We start from the raw sequence: 21,234 nt of genomic DNA, 5'->3' as shown, positions 1-21,234 counted from the left end.
CAACGAACACATGGACCGCACTCTGATTGTCGTCAGCGACATTATCGAACCTGAAGTCGAGCAAGTACTCAGCGCCGGGCTGAGTGCCTTCAATGATCAGATGACCGGAATCAACGACCGCCAGTCGCTGGCGGTAACGGTCCGCGATCCCCAAACCCATCAGGTGCTGGGCGGTATTACCGGGCGTACGTCGCTCGGCCTGCTGTTTCTCGATCTTTTCTACTTGCCCGAGTCACTGCGTGGCTCTGGGCTCGGTTCTCGACTGCTCAAGGCGTACGAAGACGAAGGTCGCCGTCGCGGTTGCCGCTCGGCGGTGCTCTATACCCTCAGTTTCCAGGCCCCGGAGTTCTATGAAAAACACGGCTGGCAGCGCTTCGGCGAAGTGCCTTGCGACCCGCCAGGCACGAGTCGGGTGTTTATGAGCAAGGCGCTGTGAATGAGCCTGTCTGCAGCCGATCACTGCGATTGAGTAAAAGGTATCGCCCTGCGCCGATGTTTCATTTAATACCCCGGATTTATCCGGAGTATTTTTTTGCCGCCCAGCTAAGATTTACAGATGGTGAACCTTATCCCCGGATACCCGGTCGATACATGCAACCTGACTTGGTTTGCCGACACCCCCAATTGAGGGGTGATAACAGGCTTGCTTCACTTTCTGGAGAACGCCCCCGTGATATCGACCCTACACATCGCCAGGCTCAAAGCATGGGGCGCCCATGGTTTTACCGCCACTGGCGTGGTCACTGCCTTCCTCGCAACCCTCGCCTTGCTGGAAAACCAGGCCACAAACTGCTTGCTGTGGCTGGGCGTCGCGCTGATCGTCGATGGACTGGACGGTGCGTTGGCGCGCAAGGTCAATGTCCAGTCGGTACTGCCAAGTTTCGATGGCTCGATTCTTGATCTGGTCATCGACTACCTGACGTACGTGTTTATCCCCGCGCTGTTCATTTATCGTTACATCCCCTTGCCGGATTACACGCTGCTGCTGACCGTGTCACTGATTCTGGTCTCGTCGCTGTTTTGTTTCTGCAACGTCAACATGAAGAGCAAGGACAACTACTTCCAGGGCTTCCCCGCAGCCTGGAACGTGGTAGCCCTGTGCCTGTACATCATCGCCCCGTCGCCGTGGATCACCTTTCTCACCGTCATCGGCCTGGCGCTGTTGACCGTAACCCGGATGAAGTTCCTCCACCCGTTCCGCGTGCGCAAGTTCATGCCGATCAACATCGCCGTGACGGCGATCTGGCTGCTGTGCAGTTTGTCGCTGGTGGTCAACCATCCGGTGATCAACCCGATGGTGATGGGGCTTTGGCTGCTGATGTCGGCTTACTTCCTGGGGATCTGCATCTGGCGCACGGCGCTGGAGTGGTTCGAAAACTCGCGGAATTAAAGGTCTCCAGAGCGTGGCCGACTGCTCCCGCACACCGCAGAAGTCGGCCATGTAGTCGGCCATACAGGCTTGAGGGGAACACATCGACCATGCCCATCCATATCGTGCAACTCGGTTCACCGCGCGCCGCCAATGAAGGCCTGCGTCTGGGTACGGTACGTCGCCCGCCGCGTGGCGTGCCGAAAGCCGAGTTCGCCAGTCGTGATTTTTATGACGTGTGGCAGCCTCTGCTGTCTCCCAGTGCAGAGCTGGTCGCAGAAGCCAAAGCGGCGGAAGACACCAAGGCGTGGGAAGCTTTCAAGCGAAAATTCAAGACTGAAATGAACCATCCCGCGCCCAGCCAATTGCTCGATTTGTTGGCGGCGTTGTCCCATCAGACGTCATTGGCCATTGGCTGTTATTGCGAAGATGAAGAGCATTGCCATCGGTCGGTATTGCGGGAGTTGTTAACGGCGCGCGGGGCGCAACTGAAATAGAAGCTGGCGCAGGTTACTCTGACATTGACCGCTCAAGATCGAGCTAAAGGATTTCGGAAAGGGACAAGGATTGGGGTCTTCAAATGGATAACCAGATTCGACTCGCCACCCCTGACGATGCGGCAGCCATAAGCCAGGTCATCATTCAATCGCTGCGCCAGTCCAATGCCCTGGACTACCCTCCCGAAGTCATCATGCAGGTGGAGAAAAGCTTCTCTGCCGAGGCCATCGGCACTTTGTTGAACCAACGCCAGGTCTTTGTCGCAACTATCGATAAACGTGTAGTCGCCACGGCCAGCCTTGATCAAGACGTTGTGCGCAGCGTATTCGTCGAGCCCGGCCATCAGGGGGTTGGACTCGGCAGGCAGTTGATGGCAACCCTTCAATCTGTCGCCCAAGACGCAAAAATCGAAGTACTGCGCGTCCCCTCCTCCATTACCGCAGAAGCCTTTTACTTCAAGTTGGGTTATCGAAAAGTCCGCGACGAATTTCACGGGGCCGAGCGTACGATCATCATGGAGCGGCGTTTGACGCCCGTTGTCGGCGCCTCGTCAGCTACACGGGCTGACATTCAAAACAGGTAGGAGCATAAGCCCGCTATTCGGGAGTTCGCCAATCAACGCGAGTTTTGTTTCAGACCTGGAAGACCGGATCAAAAACTGGCAGCCGGCACTGTGGCTACATGGCCATACCCATGGGAGCTTTGACTACCAGGTGGGCAAAACCCGCGTCATTTGCAACGCCCGGGGCTATGCAAAAGAGGGCATTAATGAAAATCCTGAATTTAATGGCTCATACGTGATTGACCTGGATATCTGAGGCAACACGGCCCTGCGTCCTGGAATCCGGCTGCAGAAAACCGAGCAAGGCCTGCCGAGTGTCATGCCAGGCCGCCGGGTGTTCCATATCGAGGAAGTGCCCGGCGTTCTTGATGGTATGGAACCGGGACTGAGGGGCATGATCGGCAAAAAGCCAGGCGTCTTCTACCGAGGTGTACTCATCCCATTCGCCGTTGACAAACAGCAGCGGGATTTCGATGGCATCGGCACAGGCGACGTAGCAATGGGTGTCTTGGGTCAGCACCTCATTGACGTGGAAATGCATCTGCCTGTACTCGTGTTCGGCCAGACTGCGGATATGGCGGTCATTAAAGCGTTTGAACAGCGATGGCAGGTGCTTGCCGATCGTGCTGTTGATCAAGCGACCGACATTGAGGCGGTCACAGGCCTGGAGATGGTTCAGGCCGCTTTCCAGGTAATCGCGCATCGGCGTATTGATTCGCGCTGCGAATGAATTGATCACCGCCTTCTCGATGCGTCGCGGCCGCTGGGCCAGCGCCACCAAGGTAGCGGCGCCGCCCCAGGAAAAGGACAGCACGTGGTGCACACAAAAGTGTTCGATTAATTCCAGCAGTATCGCTGCCTCGTCTTCCTTTCGGATCGGTTGGCCGTGGAGATTGTGTTGCCTCGACTGACCGGCGTAGGGCTGGTCGTAGAGAACCACATTGAATCGCGGCTGCAGATAACGCACCGTTTGGGCAAAGGAGGCGGTTGTTGCCAGCGAGCCGTTGACCAGAATGATGGTTTTGTCAGCGGCGGTGTTGAGATAGTGCTCGGTATAAACCTTGTACTTCCCGCAGATCTCGACGATGGCAGTTTTCGGCATCATGTCATTTACATCCTTGAACCCATTGGACTAAGCGCACAGCGTGAGGGATGCCCACAGGGCCCTATCGCAGAAAGCACAACACGTGGACCTGACAGTGAAGTGCCAGGCCAATACATTAATAACTCAGGGTGGTTTTCAAGCGTCAACGCATAGGCCTCCTCGGGCTTAACCTGACAACACGAGCAAGCAACAACAGCGCGAGGGTGCTCCGACGGCCAGCGTGACCATCTAGTCACTGACTGACCATTGATTCAGAGTTAAGCAGAGATTTCTCTGTCTGCAAGAACGCAGACGAGTTATTGCGTCGCCCCTAAGCGCTGAACGGGCTCAGATCCCGGATCTACAGTTGCAAAAAAACCGCCCGTAGGCGGCTTCGGCCGTGTGCAGCGAACGGTCAGCATCGTCAGTGCGATGGCCGGCTTTGCTTGCTTAATACTGCAACGCCAAGTGAACACATCTGATCGCTAAAAGGGTGCTCGGGCTCGGGTCTACTAGCGCAACAGTGTGTTCCCGGAGTTTGAAGTCGTCGCAATGGCTCAAGACCAGCGGCAGTTCCGTGCACCCCAGAATGAGCACATCCGCCCCCAATTCACACAGATGCTCTGCGGCGAGCAGCAACTGATCCTTGCAGATCCCATCGGTAAAACCTGCCTTGATTCCTCGTTCTCCGTAAATCGCGTTCATGACCATTTCCTGGTAGTCGAACCCCGGAGTAATCAACTGCAAACCGGCGAGCCGTGCGGCGTCATGGTAGACCTGGCTCTGGACAGTACCCGAGGTGGCCAGCAGTCCAATTGTTTTGCCTGAACCGTACTGCTCGGCGATAGCCTCAATGGTTTCGTTAAGCATGTTGACAATAGGAACCTTCAGGTAAGCCTGAATGCGTTCGACAAATGCATGGGCGGTATTGCACGGTATTGCGATGGCATTTGCGCCGGAACTCTCAAGCCGTTTGCAGGTGGCATACATGGCCAGGGTCGGGTCGGCTTCGTGAAACAGCAGGTTAGCGGTTCGGTCCGGAATCTGAGGGTTCTGCTCCACCACCATCTTGATGTGGTCTTGATCCCGACCTGCTGGCGTATGCCTGACCACCTTGGCCATGAAGTCCACGGTCGCCGCCGGCCCCACACCCCCAACGATGCCAAGTTTGAACGGCGGGCGGGAGGGTTGATTGCCTGAAAGGGTTGCCGCCGCCGCGTATATCTCATTCACATCAAGTAGCTTTACCCCGCGACGCTGAATGTCAGCCGACACCAGCGAGAGTTCTGTCATCCCCGGGACAATCAGGTTCGCCCCCTGGCTTTGCAGCGATAGACACGCCTGATACACACCTTCCAACGGGACTCCATCCATGTGTCCGTCCTTGATTCCATCGACACCGTACATGGCCTCCATCATGGCCGACTGATCCTGCTCGGCGGGATAGACCAGTTGGAAGTCAGCCCCGAGGTATCGTTCGAATAACCCGGCGTACCGAACGTAATCCGAAGCGAGAACTCCCAGGGTGCTGCCCGGTTCGGCAACATGACGAATATGCTCGCTCAGGGCAGCCATCATATCCAGGATGGGGATACCCAGCTCTTCCTGAATCTCCTCCCGGAACGTGTGACTGGCGAAACACGGCAACATGATCGCGTCCACGCCACTGACTTCGAACGATTGGCAAACCTGAAAGACATAGAACTTTCTGGAGGTCATGTTCGCGACCCTGTCCAGTGGCAACAGAATGTCCTTGAACGGGTGTTGCTCGAAGAGAAAGTGGTATCGACCTTGATCAGCCAGTACGGCCCTCGACTTCACCAGTTTGAAGAACAGATCACCTCCCGCCAGGGAGCCTAGCCCTCCGACGATTCCTAGTTTGCGGGTCAGCGATGGCGTGAGTTGGGGTTTGGCTGGCGTTCTCATCATCTGACTCTCAAACGGCAACGGGGGAAGGTTGTGTCGACGCTGATGCTGGGGCAATCGGTTCTTCGACCTCCTCCTCATCCGGTTCCGACTTGGCGACAACGGCAGTGGCAATGCTGTTCCCCACGACATTGGTCGCGGTTCTCGCCATATCAAGAAACTGGTCGATGCCCAGGATCAGCAAAATGCCGGCTTCGGGAAGGTTGAACATCGGCAACGTGGCCGCGACCACCACAATCGATGCTCTTGCGACACCGGCCATGCCCTTGCTGGTCACCATCAAGGTCAACAGGATCAGAAGCTGCTGCGTAAAACTCAGATCAACGTTGTAGGCCTGGGCGATAAACATAATTGCAAACGCCTGGTACATCATCGAACCGTCGAGATTGAACGAGTAACCCAGGGGAAGAACGAAACTGGAGACCCGCTTGGACGCGCCGAACTGTTCCAATGCTTCCATGGTTTTCGGGTAAGCCGACTCGCTACTGGCCGTAGAGAACGCCAGCAGGATGGGCTCTTTTATCAGCTTTGCGAGGGTAAACACCGAACGACCGAGAAACAGATAACCCGCGCCAAACAACACGGCCCAGAGGATCGCGATCCCCAGGTAGAACTCGGCGATCAGCTTGCTGTAGTCCAGCAGCAAGCCAAGCCCTTCAGTCGTTATCGCGGCGGCAATAGCGGCGAACACCCCGATGGGTGCAAACGCCATGACATAGTCGGTAATTTTGAACATGACCTTGGCCAACTCATCCACCAGCGTTGTGACCTGCGTGAACCCTGCTTTCTTCACACCGGCCAGCGCGAAGCCGAAAAACAGTGAAAACACGACAATCTGCAAGATTTCGTTGTTGGCCATCGCCTCGGCAATGCTGCGCGGAAAGACGTGACCGATAAACACCTTGAGACTGAAGTCGCCAGTGTTCACCGGCAGCGGCGTGGTACTCGCCTGGCTGATGTGCAGATCAAGCCCGGCACCCGGCTGGAACAGGTTCACCAGCAGCATGCCAATCAACAGTGAAACGACCGACGCGGTGATAACCAGGCCATCGCTCGGGTACCGATACGCCCAACGGATCTGGAACTCCCCATGCTGGCGATACCGCCAACCAGCGTCGCAAAAACCAGTGGGTGGACGATCTCTTGGCAATCGCCGAGTGCAAGAATTTCTCCCGAGCGGCCGAGATCCGATGCGTGACCCAATCGGCATTGTCGAGACGAATTCGTTCGTTGGAAGATTGGGTGGGTGTCGAACTGGTGGATCGAGGCACCCACCCTATTCAATTGACGCTGGCAGGCCGAACCTTTTGTGAACAGGGACGGGAGGCTCTGGCCGCGCTGCTTGAATTACGCTCAGCGCTCAGACAAGAGGAACGAATGCCTGGGCGGTCTATTCAGGTCACCGCCGGGCACAGCCTTTCGATGACGTTCCTGCCCAAATGGCTGACTCGGTTTCAACAGCACAATGAGCCTTTCAATGCGCGAGTGGTGGCGGCCAATATCCATGACGCGGTCATCGCATTAGCTGAAGGCAATTGCGACCTGATGATCGTTTACCATCACCCTAAAGCGCCTATCCTGCTTGACGTCGAAAAGTTCGTCAGCCTGACCCTGGGACACGATTCATTCATCCCGTTATGCGCCCCGAATCGTCATGGAGAACCGTTGCACCGGCTGCCAGGAAAAGCCGGAAAACCCATTCCTCATCTTGCTTACACCGCCACCACTTTTTTGGGGCGAGTTGCAGACATCGTTATCAAGAACGCGCCTGTCCCTTGCGTGCTCACTCGATGCTACGAAGCAGACATGGCGATGCTGCTGATGCGCATGGCCATAGAAGGCTACGGCGTAGCCTGGCTACCGCAAAGCGCTGTTGCAGAAGCCTTGGAGCGCGGACAACTGGTCAGGGCCGGTGGCAGCGAGTGGAGCACGCAGCTTGAAATACGCTCGTACTGTTCCAAAACCAATCAAAATCCGACCATGCTGGAGCTATGGAAAACCCTGGAGCTAGCTTCGCAAAAAATCGCTGTCCAGCCTTAGAGGCTGACTTTCGGTCTCGTCGAAATACTTGGCTATTCAACAAGGGAAATCCAACCTTGAAAATTTCAACACTCTGCGTCGCGGGCAATCTTTTGGTTTCGGTCGCGGCTTCTGCTACAGGGATCATTCCCGTCATCGACCTGGACTTCACGCTGCGTTTTCGGATCCCCGCTTGCAGCGATTGACCAAATCCCTGCCTCCGTATAATTCAACGGCAAAGGCGTTGGGAGCGTTTGGTATCGCCGCTACCGTGGCACTCGTTTACTTCGGCTATATAGGGTTTTGAACCCGACTGTAAATTGCGCCGCCCTTATTTGACGAGTCGCGTTTCCTTGGAAGGTCTGTATCCGAAGTACGAGCTATAGCACTTGCTGAAGTGGCTGGGCGATACAAAGCCACAAGCAACCAACACGTCCACCTGGGACAGCTCTGTGTGCTGCAGCAGCCGACGCGCTTCGGTAATCCGCAATTCCATGTAATACCGTTGCGGCGTTGTGCCCAGTTGCTCCTTGAACAAGCGCTCGAGTTGGCGACGCGAACGGCCTGCGTAAACGGCCAACTGCTCCAATTCCAGAGGCTCTTCGAGGTTGGCATCCATCAGTTTCACCACCTCGCGTAATGGCGCGCTCACACAGATATTTTCAGTCGGTTTTATGCGCCGATAACGAGACTCCTCGAAAGCCAGGATGTCCTCGATACCCTCGACGAGTGCTTTGTCGTGCAGCCCCTTGATCCAGTCCAACGCCATGTGGAACGCCCCCGAGGGACTGGAAGCCGTAAGCCGGTCTCGATCAATGACGTAGGGCTCACTGGTGACATGCGTCGCCTTGGAGATTTCCGCGAGTGCGGGGCGATGTTCGGGGTGAATCGCGCAACGATACCCGTCAAGCAAGCCTGCCCTTCCCAGGAACCATGCGCCATTCCACAACCCGGCCAGACTGACACCCTGGTCTGCCGCCGCTCTCAACAGGCTGATGAGATCGTCACTCGCCTTCAGTTCTGTTCGGTAGCCGCCACAAACGACCAGCAAATCCAGGTCCTGGATCGCTGAACAATCGATACGGGCATCTGGCCGAATGACCAGGCCCAGGTCACTGACGACTTCCCCATCGGTCAAGCCGAACGTTCGGGAAGAGAACAACAGGGGTCGTAGCAGATTCGCGGTGACAATCGTATCCAGTGCTTGCGTGAATGCGGGCAGCGAGAAATGCTCGAGCAACAGAAATCCTGCCCGAACCTTTTGAGTCGTCTCGTTGGGGTTATCGTTCAAATAGCGAAGATTCTTCCCCTTCATGCCTCCGCTAAATTGGCGTCGCTCGATCAATGTTTGATCCACTCGGTTACGTTAACGACCCTGTCGTTTGGTTCGTTGATAACGCGCAATGCTAACCGCAAAAGTTTCAAAACCACTAGCGCCATTATGCGACTGATCAGGCATCGCGGTAATGTTCGCCGGCCTATTCGAGCGGTTGCCACACAAGGCAATCAGGTCCCTGTTTCACGCCGGACTCAGGGATTTTCGAACTTTTGCGGACAAGCAACTGACCTCGAAGAACTTCTTGAATCGCAGGCGTATCAGGGTTCTCCAATTGCGCGCAAATGATGCCGACCGCGCGACTCACCATATCGCCAACAGGTTGAACGTAAGTGGTCAGCGAAAAGACCGGCCAGGCTGCCAGTGCAATGTCATCGAAACCGACGATTGAAATGTCGTTGCCCGGTGTGAGCCCGAACTCCTCGCGAGCGACGTTGATGGCGCCCAACGCCATGATGTCATTCGCGCAAAAAATGCCGTCGGGTGGATGGGCGCTCGACAGCAGACGGCGAGTGGCGTCCATTGCACCGTCAAACGTGTAATGCCCCACTTCGCGCTGCGGTACTGGATGCCCGAGACGTTGCAGCGCGTCGACAAAACCTTTTTCCCGATCGCGACTGGTCGAGGAACTTTCCTTGCCGGCGATAAAAGCCAACTGACGATGGCTGCCGGCAACCAGAAACTGGGCAATTTCCATGCTGCCTTGGGCATTATCACTGGTCACGCTGGAAATGCTGCTGCTGTCATTTCTACGGTTTAGCAGCACGACGGGCAAACCGATCTGTTTGCACTCTTCTGCAAAACGCGAAGACAGGCTGGCCGATACCAGAACCAGGGCTTCAACGCGGTAGCCGAGCACTTCTTCGAGCACCGGATCGGAGTCTTCGTGATTCGCGGTGGAGAACAACAGCACGCGATAACCCAGCTCTTCGAACGCCGCCGACAAGGCCTCCAGCACCGCCGAATAAAAGGGGTTCTCCATGCTGGGCGCGACAACGCCGATCAGGTTGGATCGGCGCTTGATCAGTGAGCGTGCCCACTGATTGGGGCGGTAACCCAAGGTCGCCGCCGCTTCCTCGACTTTCTTGCGCGTCTTCGGCGAAACACTGGCGCCCTTGGTGAAGGTTCGTGAGACCGCAGACTGGGAGACGCCAGCCAATCTGGCCACATCATGGGCCGTGATCGGATGCCGGGGTTGCTCGTTGGAATCTGCCATTGCGTCTGCGCCCAATTTTGAAATGCCGATCATACCTACCATTGACCGCGACGTGTGCTGCCTGGCCGTTCCGCGAGCAAACGCTTCAATCCCATCCTGTGTAATTTTCAGTTTTTCCCCCCTCCCCCTTTTCATCGCCGTTCGGAATGGCTTAGGATGGCCCCTCACTGCATACGTATGCAAAACCAAAAACAACAACGCTCAGGAATTCATCCCATGGCTACTTGGCTCAAAAAAGGCGCGGAAGCATCCGTCATCAAATCGGCAGCCCGCGAAGTGCGTGACACGGTCGAAAAGACCCTGGCCGATATCGAAGAGCGCGGCGATGCTGCGATTCGAGACCTCTCTATCCGTTTCGATAACCTTGATCGGGAGGATTACCGACTCACCAGCGCCGAGATCGATGCATGCATGGCGCAGCTGACCAAACGCGACATCTCCGACATCGAGTTCGCCCAGACCCAGGTGCGTAACTTCGCTCAGCATCAACGTAACAGCCTGCGTGACCTGGAAGTCGAAACGCTGCCAGGCGTCGTCCTCGGTCACAAAAATATTCCAGTCAATGCGGCGGGATGCTACGTGCCGGGCGGCAAGTACCCGCTGCTGGCTTCAGCGCACATGTCGGTGATCACCGCCAAAGTGGCCGGCGTGCCGCGCATCATCACCTGCGCCCCACCGTTCCATGGCAAGCCGGCCCCAGCCATCGTTGCTGCGCAGCACATGGCGGGCGCCGATGAGATTTACTGCCTGGGCGGGATTCAGGCGATCGGGGCCATGGCCCTGGGCACCAAGTCCATTGCTCCAGTCGACATGCTGGTCGGCCCGGGCAACGCTTTTGTCGCCGAGGCAAAACGCCAATTGTTCGGCCGGGTCGGGATCGACTTGTTCGCAGGTCCCACCGAAACGCTGGTGATCGCGGACGAAACGGTCGATGGTGAAATCTGCGCCACTGACCTGCTCGGTCAAGCCGAACACGGCCCGGACTCGCCTGCGATTTTGCTGACGACGTCGGAAAAACTGGCGCGCGAAACCATGGCTGAAATCGAGCGCCTGCTGCAGATCCTGCCGACCGCTGGAATTGCCCGCCAGGCCTGGGAGAGTTTTGGCGAAGTGATCGTGGCTGAAGACGAACAGGAAATGCTCGCCATCGCCAATGAGTTGGCCTTCGAGCATGTACAAGTCATGACCCATGACCCGGACTTCTTCCTGAAAAACATGCGCAACTACGGCGCGCTGTTTCTCGGCCCGCGTACCAACGTCTCTTACGGCGACAAGACCATCGGCACCAACCACACCCTGCCCACCAAGAAAGCCGCGCGTTACACCGGCGGCCTGTGGGTCGGCAAGTTCATCAAGACCTGCACCTATCAGAAGGTCACAACCGACGAAGCGTCGGCCCTCATTGGTGAGTACTGCTCACGCCTGTGTGCACTGGAAGGATTCTCCGGACACGGCGAACAGGCCAACATTCGTGTCCGTCGTTACGGTCACAAGGATGTGCCGTACGCCGGCATCGCAGAGTAAGAACACCTGGCTAAAAAGGGCCGCGACCGTTGCGCGGCCCAACAACAAAAAATCACAGCCAGTGCGCAGCCCATCCCTCGCCCCCTCTGCGCGACAGGCTCAGCCTCGAAGGACATCCCATGAGTGTCATCATCGCCTTGTTGGCGCTGTTCGCTTTAATGCTCGCAGCGTATCGGGGATATAGCGTCATTATCTTCGCGCCGCTCGCTGCACTCGCCGCCGTTTTGCTCACTGACCCCACCGCGGTAGCCCCGGCGTTCAGTGATATTTTCATGGACAAGATGGTTGGCTTTATAAAGCTCTACTTTCCCGTATTTTTGCTGGGCGCCGTGTTCGGCAAACTGATTGAGCTGTCCGGTTTTTCCCGTTCGATCGTCAAGTCAGTCATTCACCTGCTGGGCGGCAGCCAGGCCATGTTGGTCATTGTTCTGGTCTGCGCGCTGCTCACCTACGGCGGTGTGTCGCTGTTTGTGGTGGTGTTTGCTGTCTATCCATTTGCGGCGGAGATGTTCCGTCAAAGCAATATCCCCAAGCGACTCATGCCCGCAACGATTGCCCTGGGTGCGTTCACCTTCACCATGGATGCGTTGCCGGGTTCGCCGCAGATCCAGAACATCATCCCGACCACGTTTTTCGGCACCACGTCCTGGGCTGCACCCTGGTTGGGTGTGCTGGGGTCATTATTCGTGCTGATCGGCGGCATGTTGTATCTCGAGCGTCAGCGCCGTAAAGCCCATCGCGCGGGAGAAGGCTACGGCAGCGATCTGCGCAATGAACCGGAAACACCACAGGACATCGCCCTGCCCCATCCGCTGGTGGCGCTGTTGCCCTTGCTGTTGGTCGGCGTGATGAACCTGGCCTTCACGCATTGGATTCCACACTGGTATGGCAGCGTTTATGACATCGACTTGCCAGGGCTGAAGGGACCGATCCAGACCCAAGTGTCGAAGATGATCGCCATCTGGTCGGTCCAGGCGGCCTTGCTGGTCGGTATCGTCACGGTCTTCGTGTTCAGTTACAGCACCATCGCCCGCAAGCTGGCCGAAGGCAGCCGTACAGCCGTCAGTGGTGCGATGCTTGCCACCCTCAATACCGCGTCCGAATATGGCTTCGGTGCAGTCATCGCGGCGTTGCCTGGCTTCGTCGCTGTCGTTGAGGCGCTGAAGGTCATTCCCAATCCCTTGGTCAATCAGGCCATCACCATCAACCTGCTGGCGGGTATCACCGGGTCTTCATCAGGCGGAATGAGCATTGCGCTCGCCGCCATGTCAGATACCTTTATCGCCTCAGCCAACGCCGCGCAAATTCCCCTGGAAGTCATGCATCGCGTGGCGGCAATGGCCGCTGGCGGCATGGATACCCTGCCCCACAACGGCGCGGTCATCACGTTGCTGGCGGTCACCGGTTTGACCCACCGTCAGGCCTATAAAGATATTTTCGGCATGACTCTCTTCAAGATACTGGCGGCGTTTTTCGTGATCGGTGTGTATTACATGACCGGAATTGTCTGATCTGACTTGAGTGTACAAAAGACAACGGCAACCCCAGGGTTGCCGTTTTTTTCTTCAAAATCCACCAGGCGCGACCTGACCGACTGGGTAAAAAACGGATAGACAGAAGCGCCTAAACGATGGCGGGATACCCATCGACACTATCGGGCCAACGGGTCAGAACCTCGAAGCCGTCGTCAGTGACCGCGATCATATGCTCCCATTGAGCCGAGAGTGAGTGATCCTTGGTGACCACGGTCCAGCCGTCAGCCAGCGTTTTCACATGGCGCTTGCCAGCGTTCAGCATGGGCTCAATGGTGAAGATCATGCCGGTTTTCAGTTTCAGGCCCTGGCCTGGGTAGCCGTAATGAAGGACCTGCGGCTCATCGTGATAAACCTTGCCGATACCGTGACCGCAGTATTCGCGCACGACGCTGAATCCGTCTCTTTCGGCCACGGTCTGAATGGCATGGCCAATGTCGCCCAGCGTAGCGCCGGGGCGGACGACGCGAATACCGGCACACATCGCTTCATAGGTCGTCTTTGCCAAGCGTCGAGCTTCCGGGCCGGGCTCACCCACGAAGTACATGCGGCTGGTGTCGCCGTACCAACCCTCCTTGATAACGGCAATGTCGATATTCACGATATCGCCATCCTTGAGTGCATTGGCCGAAGGGATGCCATGGCAGACCACCTGGTTGACCGATGTACACACGGTTTTCGGGAAGCCGTGATAGCCGACATTGCCTGGTATGGCTTTTTGCACGTTGACGATGTAGTCGTGACAGAGCTGATCAAGTTCGTCGGTGGTGACCCCTGCTTTGACGTGGGGAGCAATCATGGCCAGGACCTCGGCGGCCAGCGTGCCCGCAGCGCGAGACATGGCTATTTCCGCCGGGCTGTTGATAGCGACATTCGCCTTCATTGCTTGGCTCCTGGTGTTGCATGAACCTGGGAGCTTTGCGAAAAATCGGCGAGTGCGCATAGCTGTTTTAAATCGAGGCCACCCGCCAGTTCGGCACGAATCAGCAAACGGCAGAGGTCGCTGTGATCCAGGTTGGGATGTAACTCCGCAAGCATCCCTATGCGCATCCAGTGCTCGGCCTGGGCATTGATCGAGCGGCTCAGCGCATCGCTGGCGACGCGCAGATTCTCGTGCATGCCCTCTGAAATTTTTACGATACCCACTGATTCATCCAATATGAAATGTATATGAAACATATATTAATTGATGAGGGTGCAGGATTGCAATTTCACGGACAGAACGCGCTGAGGCAGTTTGGATTGCAGACGCCAGAGTGACCGCTATCGGCCCAAGCTGTGTCAAAACGTTTTAGAGCAGGTTTTACGGCCAAAACCAGAACGAAAATCGCGTTTCTACGTAAATTTCAGGTCTGCTGATTAACCAAGCACTGGCAGATTTTACGTAGCAACGCAGACTTCAAAACGGTGCCTGCGTTTTTACACAGCCTGGGCCAATAGCAGACCCTCTTGTGTCTATAACCGAGGTTCCATTCACTGATGTGGTCGTACCCTAAAATTGAATCGCGTGCACCCACACCGTCCCAAGGAGCTCGCCTAACCAGCCTTCAGATGTAACAAAATATTTCACGGATGTTTACCTATAGAGTGGATCCTTATACGATGAAGTCCGCATCTAATGCTCTCCATCAGGTCTGAGTAGCTATGGTAATTCAGCGTATGACAAAAAAGCGATTTACAAATTGGGCTTTATAGTCACGCAAAATTTGCGCGAAAAAATAAGCGAACGCTGGATACAGGTTCAATTATCTCTACATTTAAATACAATACCATTGAGCGACTGAACGATGAACAGCACTAGTTTTCCGGCTGAAAACTCCAAAGCCTTCAGCATTGTTATAGTCAATTACAAGACGCCAGAAATCACCAAAATATGTTTAGACTTATTGCACCAGCATGTGAGCAGCAACAGCGTCCCAGTATGGGTAGTTGACAACTATTCCGCCGATGAAAGCACTAAGTATTTGCGAACACTTGATTGGATTAATTTGATCGAGCGATCTGTTTCTGAACCAGAGCCAGGCCATATCGCGCATGGCAAAGCACTTGACCTGGTTTTGGAGCGAATTGAAACTGATTATTTATTTCTAATGCACACTGACACATTTGTTTTCGATAAAAATGTTTTCCCAATGATGCTAAATAAATGCCTCAAAAACCAAAAAATCGTAGCCGTCGGCTGTGTAGAGCAAATAAATCGTGGTGTCACGAGAACGCTTTGGCGCTTTAGCTCACGATTATTAAAACACCATTTTAGACACCTGAAAATCTCCATGGGATTACGTTCCAGAGAACCAAAACCATACAGAGAAATCTACTTGAAGAGTTTCTGTACATTGTGGAACTGCAAACTTATCAAACAGCACGGCATGCATTTTTCGATGGATGATCGTGTTCCTGGCTATACCCTCCAAGACCGCATGACCGAGCTTGGTTATGTCGTTGAAATGTTATCACCACGTAAAATTTTCAGCTATCTGGATCATATCCAGGCTGGCACCGTTGCAGCGGCTGGCGGCTATGAAAAGACTCATAGACGAACCAAAATGTACAATAACATCCTTAAGCGCCTGAACAAGGACGACAGTAGAACTTAAGCTACTCAGGCAGTGCGTTCGACTCTGTTTTAAGTCAACCTCAGGTCTTTATATTAAGTTACTGGAGCGGTAATGGCACCCATCACTCAAGCACTACCTATCACCCTCTCCCCGGAGCTTGATTTCGACCAGAACGCCGCGAGCGCCTTTGGTCACTCATTGGCTAGTCACTATATTCAGGCGACGCCATTTCCGCACATAGTCATCGATAACTTCTTACGCGAAGAACTGATTGCAAGTATCTGCTCGCACTTCCCAGTCGAGCCAACCCACAACGAAATGCTCTACGAGCGCGGCTATAAAGGTCAACGAAAACGTCAAATTAGTCCCAACGAATGCCCCGCCTATTTGAAGACTGTTTTTAACGCCTTTAACTCGGCGCCCATGTTGCAGTTTCTTGAAAAGCTCACAGGCATCGAAGGTTTGATACCCGACCCCTACTTTACCGGTGGCGGGCTGCATGAAACGAAAAGTGGTGGTTTCCTGGGGGTGCACTCGGACTTCAGGCTCAACAAAAAGCTTAATGTTGAACGCAGACTGAATGTCATAATTTATCTGAATGAAGACTGGCAAGAGGAATACGGCGGCAACCTGGAACTTTGGGATGTTGATATGAAGACCTGCCTTAAAAAAGTCTTGCCTATTTACAATCGCTGCGTCATTTTCAACACAGACAAAGACAGCAATCATGGGCACCCAGAGCCTTTAACGACTCCAGAGCACATCACGCGCAAGTCTATAGCGCTTTATTACTACACCGCAGGAACCATGGCGATCGATCCCGCACAAAGAAACAAAACCCACTACAAGCCAAGACCCAAAGATCGTTTAAGCCTCAAGTACTACATGAGCAAACTAATCAAGAAGAAAAACTAAACTATATAGCCAGACGATCAAGTTCGTGCTTTGTTAGACGTTAGCTTGCAATCTGGATGCGCCCCCACGCTCGGTCGCAGCTATGAAATAGTTTTTTGATCTCTTCACCCTTCTCAGATTGGCGTCAGGACTGGCATCGTTGATTGGCCTGCTGCTCGCGACTGGCTTGGCACAAGACGATTACGTTCCATCTACACCAGAGAAGAATTATTTGTGAGCGAGTCGCACGGGACTTCAATAGCTGAGGGAATGAAGTGCTGAGCAATCATCGTTTGTACCCCTACTTGATGATGCTCAAGATTGATGGCACAGAACACACGTAGATTCTTCTAATTGATCTTGTCAGTACCCGCCAGAAAGTGAGCCGTACACCTCTTCACACCGCACCATTCGACTCAGGAGATAACAATGAATAAAGCCATTTCTCGTCGTAGCGGAGGTCAGATATTGGTGGATGCCTTGCGCATCCATGGCGTCAAAAGAGCTTTTTGTGTTCCGGGGGAAAGCTACCTCGCGGTCCTCGACGCATTGCATGACGTGCAAGAAGAAATCGATCTGGTGGTGTGTCGCCAGGAAGGTGGGGCGGCCTATATGGCAGAAGCCTACGGCAAGCTCACTGGAGAGCCAGGCATCTGTTTCGTGACCCGAGGCCCAGGGGCAACAAACGCCTCTATTGGCGTTCACACAGCATTCCAGGACTCTACGCCGATGATCCTCTTCATCGGCCAAGTCGCTCGCGACCAGCAGTATCGCGAAGCCTTTCAGGAAATTGATTTTCGCCAGATGTTTGGCCCCTTGGCGAAATGGGTCGTACAAATCGACGACACAAACAGAATTCCCGAGTTGATAAGCCAAGCGTTCCACCGAGCGGTCAATGGCAGGCCAGGGCCAGTAGTGGTCGCACTGCCGGAAGACATGCTGACCGAAATGGCGGAAGTCAGTGATGCCGGGCCTTTCAAACGAGTCTTGATGACGCCGGCAGCCGAGCAAATGGCCGCCATGCAGCAACTGCTTGAGCGATCAGAGCGTCCATTGATGGTGCTGGGTGGCAGCGGCTGGGATAACGAGTCAGTGCACAACATTCGGCTTTTTGCTGAACAGCAAAATATCCCGGTGGCAGCCTCCTTTCGCTGCCAGGACCTGTTCGACAATCGACACCCTAACTATGCCGGTGATCTTGGATTCGCGGCGTCAGTACAGCTGTCGTCAGCCGTGAAAGACGCCGACCTGCTCCTGGTCGTAGGCTCCCGAATGGGAGAGGTTTCGACAGGTGGATACGCTGCTTTGGATATTCCCGTGCCCAAGCAAACCTTGATTCACATTCACCAAGGTATTGAGGAGCTGGGGCGTGTCTACCAACCGGCATTGGCTATAAACAGCAGCATGTCGAGCTTTGCGAAATCAGCAGCAAGACTCCCGGCAACAACCCCCCAAAGAAACAGTGAGTGGACCCGCACGCTGAACCAAAACTATCAGCAAAACCTGGAACGTACATCCTCGCCTGGCCCCGTCCAAATGGCCGAAATCATTGAGTGGTTGAATCGCAGACTTCCGGATGACGCGATCCTGACCAATGGTGCTGGAAACTATGCTGTCTGGCTTCAACGCTTCTACCAGTTCCGCCATTACCGTACTCAGTTAGGACCTACCAACGGCTCGATGGGCTACGGCGTTCCTGCTGCTGTTGCCGCCAAACTGACTTGCCCGGATCGAGTGGTGGTTTCGTTTTCCGGGGATGGCTGCTTCTTGATGAACGGTCAGGAGATAGCGACGGCAGCGCAATATGGGGCCAATGTGATTTTCGTTGTGATCAACAACGCAATGTACGGAACCATCAGAATGCATCAGGAACGCAATTACCCTGGACGCGTGTCAGGAACAGATTTGCACAACCCGGATTTCGCAGCACTTGCCCAAGCCTATGGGCTCCATGGCGAGGTGGTCACAACGACGTCGGAATTTGCGCCAGCGTTTGAACGCTGCCTTGAAATATCCCGGCCATCTTTGATTGAGGTCAGAGTCGACCCTGAAGCGTTGACACCTCGACTTAGCCTGACCCAGATCAGAGAGCAATCAAGCAAAAAGTGAGCGGCAATCTCTTCGGTTTTGGGCGCCTGATTCACGCTGAAAAAGGCGCCTTTTTTTAGTTCTTTCCTCGCACGCAGGGTTCGCTTGCCGGCTACTGAATTGACAGTGTTGCGTTACCACCCCAGCGAAAAACCCTGGATTGCTGCTTGTGACTCGTGAGTTCATCGACCTGTCCCATCAACAACAGCAGTCGATCGGCCTGAACAACATGCATCCGCAAAGACAAACCCTGCACAACGAACTGCACGCGCGCCCGTCACTGTATTTCGACGAACCGGCCCATGTGTTTCACCTGGCCTTCCTCGGCGGGGAACTGGAGTGCAATGCGCTGCTGGAGCACTGCTGCCCTGCTCCGATCGATCCTCATGCCGCCCAAGGCATCACTCAGCTCGACGGCCATCCACTCAAGTGGGAACGCCACGCCGAGTTCTTCACCCTGACCCTGGTGGTCACATCATCGAGTGATGAACTGTCCTGGGCATCGCTGCCCGAGGTGCTGGCGCAAAAGGTCGAAGTGCATTTGCCGCAGCTGATCAACTCGGTGCAGATCGTAGTGCGTGGCGAACCCGGCCTGGACCTCGCCCGCTACGGCTTCAAGGACCCCTGCGGTTCCTGCGTGGGCGGTGGCGATGCGGTGGTCTGGAGCGATTTTCGTCTGCGCGAAGACGGCAGCAACCACTTACTGTTCGTCAACCGGCGCCTCAACGCCTACCGCCAAGGGCGGATGATCCGCCGCCTGTTGGAAATCGAGACCTACCGCATGATGGCCTCGCTGTCGTTGACCACGGCCAAGACCTTGAGCGCGCAACTTGATGCCTTTGACAAGACCTTGGTCACCCTCTCCGAGCGTAACGCCGACGCTGACAGCGGCAACGCGAAAGCCCTGCTGGCGGATATCTCCAACCTTTCAGCCCAAGTGGTCAGCAGTACCGCGAAAACCCGCCACCGCTTCAGTGCCACCCAGGCCTATGCCCAACTCGTGTACGAGCGCCTGGGCGAATTGCGAGAAAGTCACGTAGGCGATTGCCAGCGCCTCGGGGTGTTCATCGAGCGCCGCTTCAAACCCACCGTCAGGTACTGCACCGCCACCGAACAGCGCCTGGAGCACCTGGCCAAAAGCGTGGCCAACCTGGGCGACCTGTTGCAAGCCCGGGTTCAGGTGGAAATGGAAGAACAGAACTCGGAAATTCTCAAAAGCCTGAACGCCCGCGCCGATGCCCAGATCAAGATCCAGCGCGCCGTGGAAGGTCTGTCGATTATCGCCATTACGTATTACCTGCTGAACTTGCTCAAGCTTGGCTACTCAGGGTTACACCTGCTCGGCGCCGAAGTGGCCCCGCGGGAGGCTATGCTGGCCATGACGCCCCTTGCGATCGCAATCCTTGCGCTGATTATTTTCCGCATCAAGAAGGTCAAAGAGCACTGAAACGGTGAATCGCAGGGATGCTGAAGTTTCGCCATCTTTAAGGAAGATCATGGACATTCGATTGACGGAAGCTAAAGACTGGATGTTGTTGAAGAAAGTCCGTCTTGCTGCGCTTTTGGACACGCCGACAGCGTTTGGCGTGAGTTACCAAACGGCCGCTAATTACAGTGACGAACAGTGGAAAGAACGAGCCTCGTCAGCGGCCGGACCGGAATTCTGGTTAGCCATCAAGGAAGATAAACCGGTGGGAATGATCGGTGGCGGAGTCAGTCAAGCGAATCGCTATAACTTGATCGGAATGTGGGTTGAACCCGCTGCACGTGGTTCAGGCGTGGCAACTCAGCTTGTTGAGGCGGTGAAATCTCGTGCGATCGGAAAAGGGCATGATCGCGTTTTTCTGGACGTCTCTGCGGACAATGCAAGGGCCTCGAACTTCTATCTAAAGCAGGGTTTCTCTTTCATCGATGAATGGGAACCTTTAGCAAGTCATCCGCATATCATGGTTCAGACAATGCTCTGGACTCTACGGAACTGACTCACCGACGTGTCTATTTGCTGTACGTCCGCATGGGTCGGAACAATAGTCTTAGTCAGCGCCTGAAGCAGTGACATTGAGAAAGGAATTCCAAACCTCATAAGCATCGTGATGCCGTTTGGTTGCCTCTTCCCATTCTGGTCCTGAAACACATCTGGAAGAAACCAGCATCATCATGCCCGTCGTAGCGGCGTCCAGCTCGATCAGGAAAGCGTGAGATTTGATCCTGAAATCTTCGACCGTTGCCGTTGTCATTAGGTGTTCCCCCGGCGGATTACACCGCTATCAAGGAGCGACTGCTCCTCGGACGGTCGAGTATCGCCATCAGGGGAAAATTCAGGCGGTCTGACCGCCGGTACGTTTCGTGGGAACGCCGACAAAAAATCTCGAACTCCAGCCGTAGCGTTGAATCCAATGTTTAGGCCAATGGAGGTAAGCGATATGAACAACGATGACAGTGTTAATGACGTCGAAAGAGATCGTGAGGACAGGGACCCTGACGCCAAAGGCGTGGATGAAACCATTACGCCCTCTTCAACCCGAACCAAGGAGCAGGACGCTGAGGAGCTCAGTCGAAAAATAGCTGAGATAGAACGCAAGGTGGCGGACGGCAACTAGCAAGATGCTTGACGCTGGCGGACTTCAA

The 21,234-nt window shown here is 55.0% G+C and carries 21 protein-coding genes and 2 pseudogenes; 15 read left to right on the top strand and 8 right to left on the bottom strand.

Annotation, left to right across the window (positions count from 1 at the left end; translation table 11 throughout):
• The first annotated feature begins 10 nt into the window (after positions 1–10).
• The 5 genes and pseudogenes from ACYZT5_RS01995 to ACYZT5_RS01975 form a co-directional block, all read left to right on the top strand.
• Positions 11–436, top strand: a complete 426-nt coding sequence (locus ACYZT5_RS01995) for a GNAT family N-acetyltransferase (protein WP_462049549.1) — start codon at positions 11–13, stop codon at positions 434–436.
• 234 nt (positions 437–670) lie between these two features.
• Positions 671–1,390 (top strand): phosphatidylcholine synthase, encoded by a 720-nt coding sequence (gene pcsA, locus ACYZT5_RS01990; RefSeq protein ID WP_462049548.1) that lies wholly within the window; start codon positions 671–673, stop codon positions 1,388–1,390.
• An 89-nt stretch (positions 1,391–1,479) separates the two neighbouring features.
• Positions 1,480–1,866 (top strand): DUF488 domain-containing protein, encoded by a 387-nt coding sequence (locus ACYZT5_RS01985; protein ID WP_462049547.1) that lies wholly within the window; start codon positions 1,480–1,482, stop codon positions 1,864–1,866.
• 83 nt (positions 1,867–1,949) lie between these two features.
• Complete coding sequence (locus ACYZT5_RS01980; RefSeq protein WP_462049546.1) at positions 1,950–2,450, top strand: GNAT family N-acetyltransferase; 501 nt, start codon at positions 1,950–1,952, stop codon at positions 2,448–2,450.
• Positions 2,443–2,685, top strand: a pseudogene (locus ACYZT5_RS01975) (metallophosphoesterase); the annotation flags it as partial. The gene ACYZT5_RS01980 and the pseudogene ACYZT5_RS01975, both read left to right, overlap by 8 nt.
• Here ACYZT5_RS01975 and ACYZT5_RS01970 read toward each other — a convergent pair.
• From ACYZT5_RS01970 to ACYZT5_RS01960, 3 genes and pseudogenes are all read right to left on the bottom strand, one after another.
• Positions 2,659–3,534, bottom strand: coding sequence for an alpha/beta fold hydrolase (locus ACYZT5_RS01970; protein WP_462049545.1), 876 nt, complete (start codon positions 3,532–3,534; stop codon positions 2,659–2,661). The pseudogene ACYZT5_RS01975 and the gene ACYZT5_RS01970 overlap by 27 nt on opposite strands.
• Before the next feature lie 429 nt (positions 3,535–3,963).
• Positions 3,964–5,439: a cysteate racemase gene (gene cuyB / locus ACYZT5_RS01965; RefSeq protein WP_462052169.1), complete on the bottom strand. Its 1,476-nt coding sequence runs from the start codon at positions 5,437–5,439 to the stop codon at positions 3,964–3,966.
• 10 nt (positions 5,440–5,449) lie between these two features.
• Positions 5,450–6,579: pseudogene (locus ACYZT5_RS01960) on the bottom strand (dicarboxylate/amino acid:cation symporter); the annotation flags it as partial.
• Positions 6,580–6,582: 3 nt separating this feature from the next.
• On the opposite strand from ACYZT5_RS01960, the gene ACYZT5_RS01955 reads away from it, so the two are divergent.
• Positions 6,583–7,479 (top strand): LysR substrate-binding domain-containing protein, encoded by an 897-nt coding sequence (locus ACYZT5_RS01955; RefSeq protein ID WP_462049544.1) that lies wholly within the window; start codon positions 6,583–6,585, stop codon positions 7,477–7,479.
• Between the two features lie 56 nt (positions 7,480–7,535).
• Entirely contained in the window at positions 7,536–7,664 is a 129-nt protein-coding gene (locus ACYZT5_RS01950; RefSeq protein WP_462049543.1) for a hypothetical protein, read from the top strand.
• Between the two features lie 125 nt (positions 7,665–7,789).
• Here ACYZT5_RS01950 and ACYZT5_RS01945 read toward each other — a convergent pair whose 3' ends face one another.
• Both ACYZT5_RS01945 and ACYZT5_RS01940 read right to left on the bottom strand, forming a co-directional pair.
• Complete coding sequence (locus tag ACYZT5_RS01945) at positions 7,790–8,803, bottom strand: GlxA family transcriptional regulator (RefSeq protein WP_462049542.1); 1,014 nt, start codon at positions 8,801–8,803, stop codon at positions 7,790–7,792.
• Between the two features lie 133 nt (positions 8,804–8,936).
• Positions 8,937–10,010 carry a LacI family DNA-binding transcriptional regulator gene (locus ACYZT5_RS01940; protein ID WP_462049541.1) on the bottom strand — a complete coding sequence of 358 codons (1,074 nt, stop codon included), beginning with the start codon at positions 10,008–10,010 and terminating at the stop codon, positions 8,937–8,939.
• A 216-nt stretch (positions 10,011–10,226) separates the two neighbouring features.
• Between ACYZT5_RS01940 and hisD the strand changes: the two genes are divergently transcribed.
• Together hisD and ACYZT5_RS01930 are read left to right on the top strand one after the other, a co-directional pair.
• Positions 10,227–11,534 (top strand): histidinol dehydrogenase, encoded by a 1,308-nt coding sequence (gene hisD / locus ACYZT5_RS01935; RefSeq protein WP_462049540.1) that lies wholly within the window; start codon positions 10,227–10,229, stop codon positions 11,532–11,534.
• A 119-nt stretch (positions 11,535–11,653) separates the two neighbouring features.
• Positions 11,654–13,045 (top strand): GntP family permease, encoded by a 1,392-nt coding sequence (locus tag ACYZT5_RS01930; RefSeq protein ID WP_462049539.1) that lies wholly within the window; start codon positions 11,654–11,656, stop codon positions 13,043–13,045.
• A 112-nt stretch (positions 13,046–13,157) separates the two neighbouring features.
• Here ACYZT5_RS01930 and map read toward each other — a convergent pair whose 3' ends face one another.
• Both map and ACYZT5_RS01920 read right to left on the bottom strand, forming a co-directional pair.
• A complete protein-coding gene (map, locus tag ACYZT5_RS01925) occupies positions 13,158–13,949 on the bottom strand; it encodes a type I methionyl aminopeptidase (protein ID WP_462049538.1) in 792 nt (263 codons plus the stop codon).
• Positions 13,946–14,212: a ParD-like family protein gene (locus ACYZT5_RS01920; RefSeq protein WP_462049537.1), complete on the bottom strand. Its 267-nt coding sequence runs from the start codon at positions 14,210–14,212 to the stop codon at positions 13,946–13,948. Before ACYZT5_RS01920 ends, map begins: the two co-directional genes overlap by 4 nt.
• 641 nt (positions 14,213–14,853) lie before the next feature.
• Here ACYZT5_RS01920 and ACYZT5_RS01915 point away from each other — a divergent pair.
• The 5 genes from ACYZT5_RS01915 (at position 14,854) to ACYZT5_RS01895 (ending at position 20,588) form a co-directional block, all read left to right on the top strand.
• Positions 14,854–15,663: a glycosyltransferase gene (locus tag ACYZT5_RS01915; protein WP_462049536.1), complete on the top strand. Its 810-nt coding sequence runs from the start codon at positions 14,854–14,856 to the stop codon at positions 15,661–15,663.
• A 72-nt stretch (positions 15,664–15,735) separates the two neighbouring features.
• Positions 15,736–16,539 carry a 2OG-Fe(II) oxygenase gene (locus ACYZT5_RS01910; protein ID WP_462049535.1) on the top strand — a complete coding sequence of 268 codons (804 nt, stop codon included), beginning with the start codon at positions 15,736–15,738 and terminating at the stop codon, positions 16,537–16,539.
• Positions 16,540–16,947: 408 nt separating this feature from the next.
• Positions 16,948–18,627: a thiamine pyrophosphate-binding protein gene (locus ACYZT5_RS01905; protein ID WP_462049534.1), complete on the top strand. Its 1,680-nt coding sequence runs from the start codon at positions 16,948–16,950 to the stop codon at positions 18,625–18,627.
• A 208-nt stretch (positions 18,628–18,835) separates the two neighbouring features.
• Entirely contained in the window at positions 18,836–20,053 is a 1,218-nt protein-coding gene (locus ACYZT5_RS01900; RefSeq protein WP_462052168.1) for a DUF3422 domain-containing protein, read from the top strand.
• 49 nt (positions 20,054–20,102) lie between these two features.
• A complete protein-coding gene (locus ACYZT5_RS01895; protein WP_462049533.1) occupies positions 20,103–20,588 on the top strand; it encodes a GNAT family N-acetyltransferase in 486 nt (161 codons plus the stop codon).
• 51 nt (positions 20,589–20,639) lie between these two features.
• On the opposite strand, the gene ACYZT5_RS01890 is transcribed toward ACYZT5_RS01895, so the two are convergent.
• Positions 20,640–20,843, bottom strand: coding sequence for a hypothetical protein (locus tag ACYZT5_RS01890; RefSeq protein WP_462049532.1), 204 nt, complete (start codon positions 20,841–20,843; stop codon positions 20,640–20,642).
• Between the two features lie 186 nt (positions 20,844–21,029).
• Here ACYZT5_RS01890 and ACYZT5_RS01885 point away from each other — a divergent pair, with 186 nt between their 5' ends.
• Complete coding sequence (locus ACYZT5_RS01885) at positions 21,030–21,206, top strand: hypothetical protein (protein WP_462049531.1); 177 nt, start codon at positions 21,030–21,032, stop codon at positions 21,204–21,206.
• Positions 21,207–21,234 lie beyond the last annotated feature (28 nt).

It is taken from the genome of Pseudomonas sp. LB3P14 (assembly GCF_054898045.1).
This window is presented reverse-complemented; position numbering and strand designations above follow the sequence as displayed.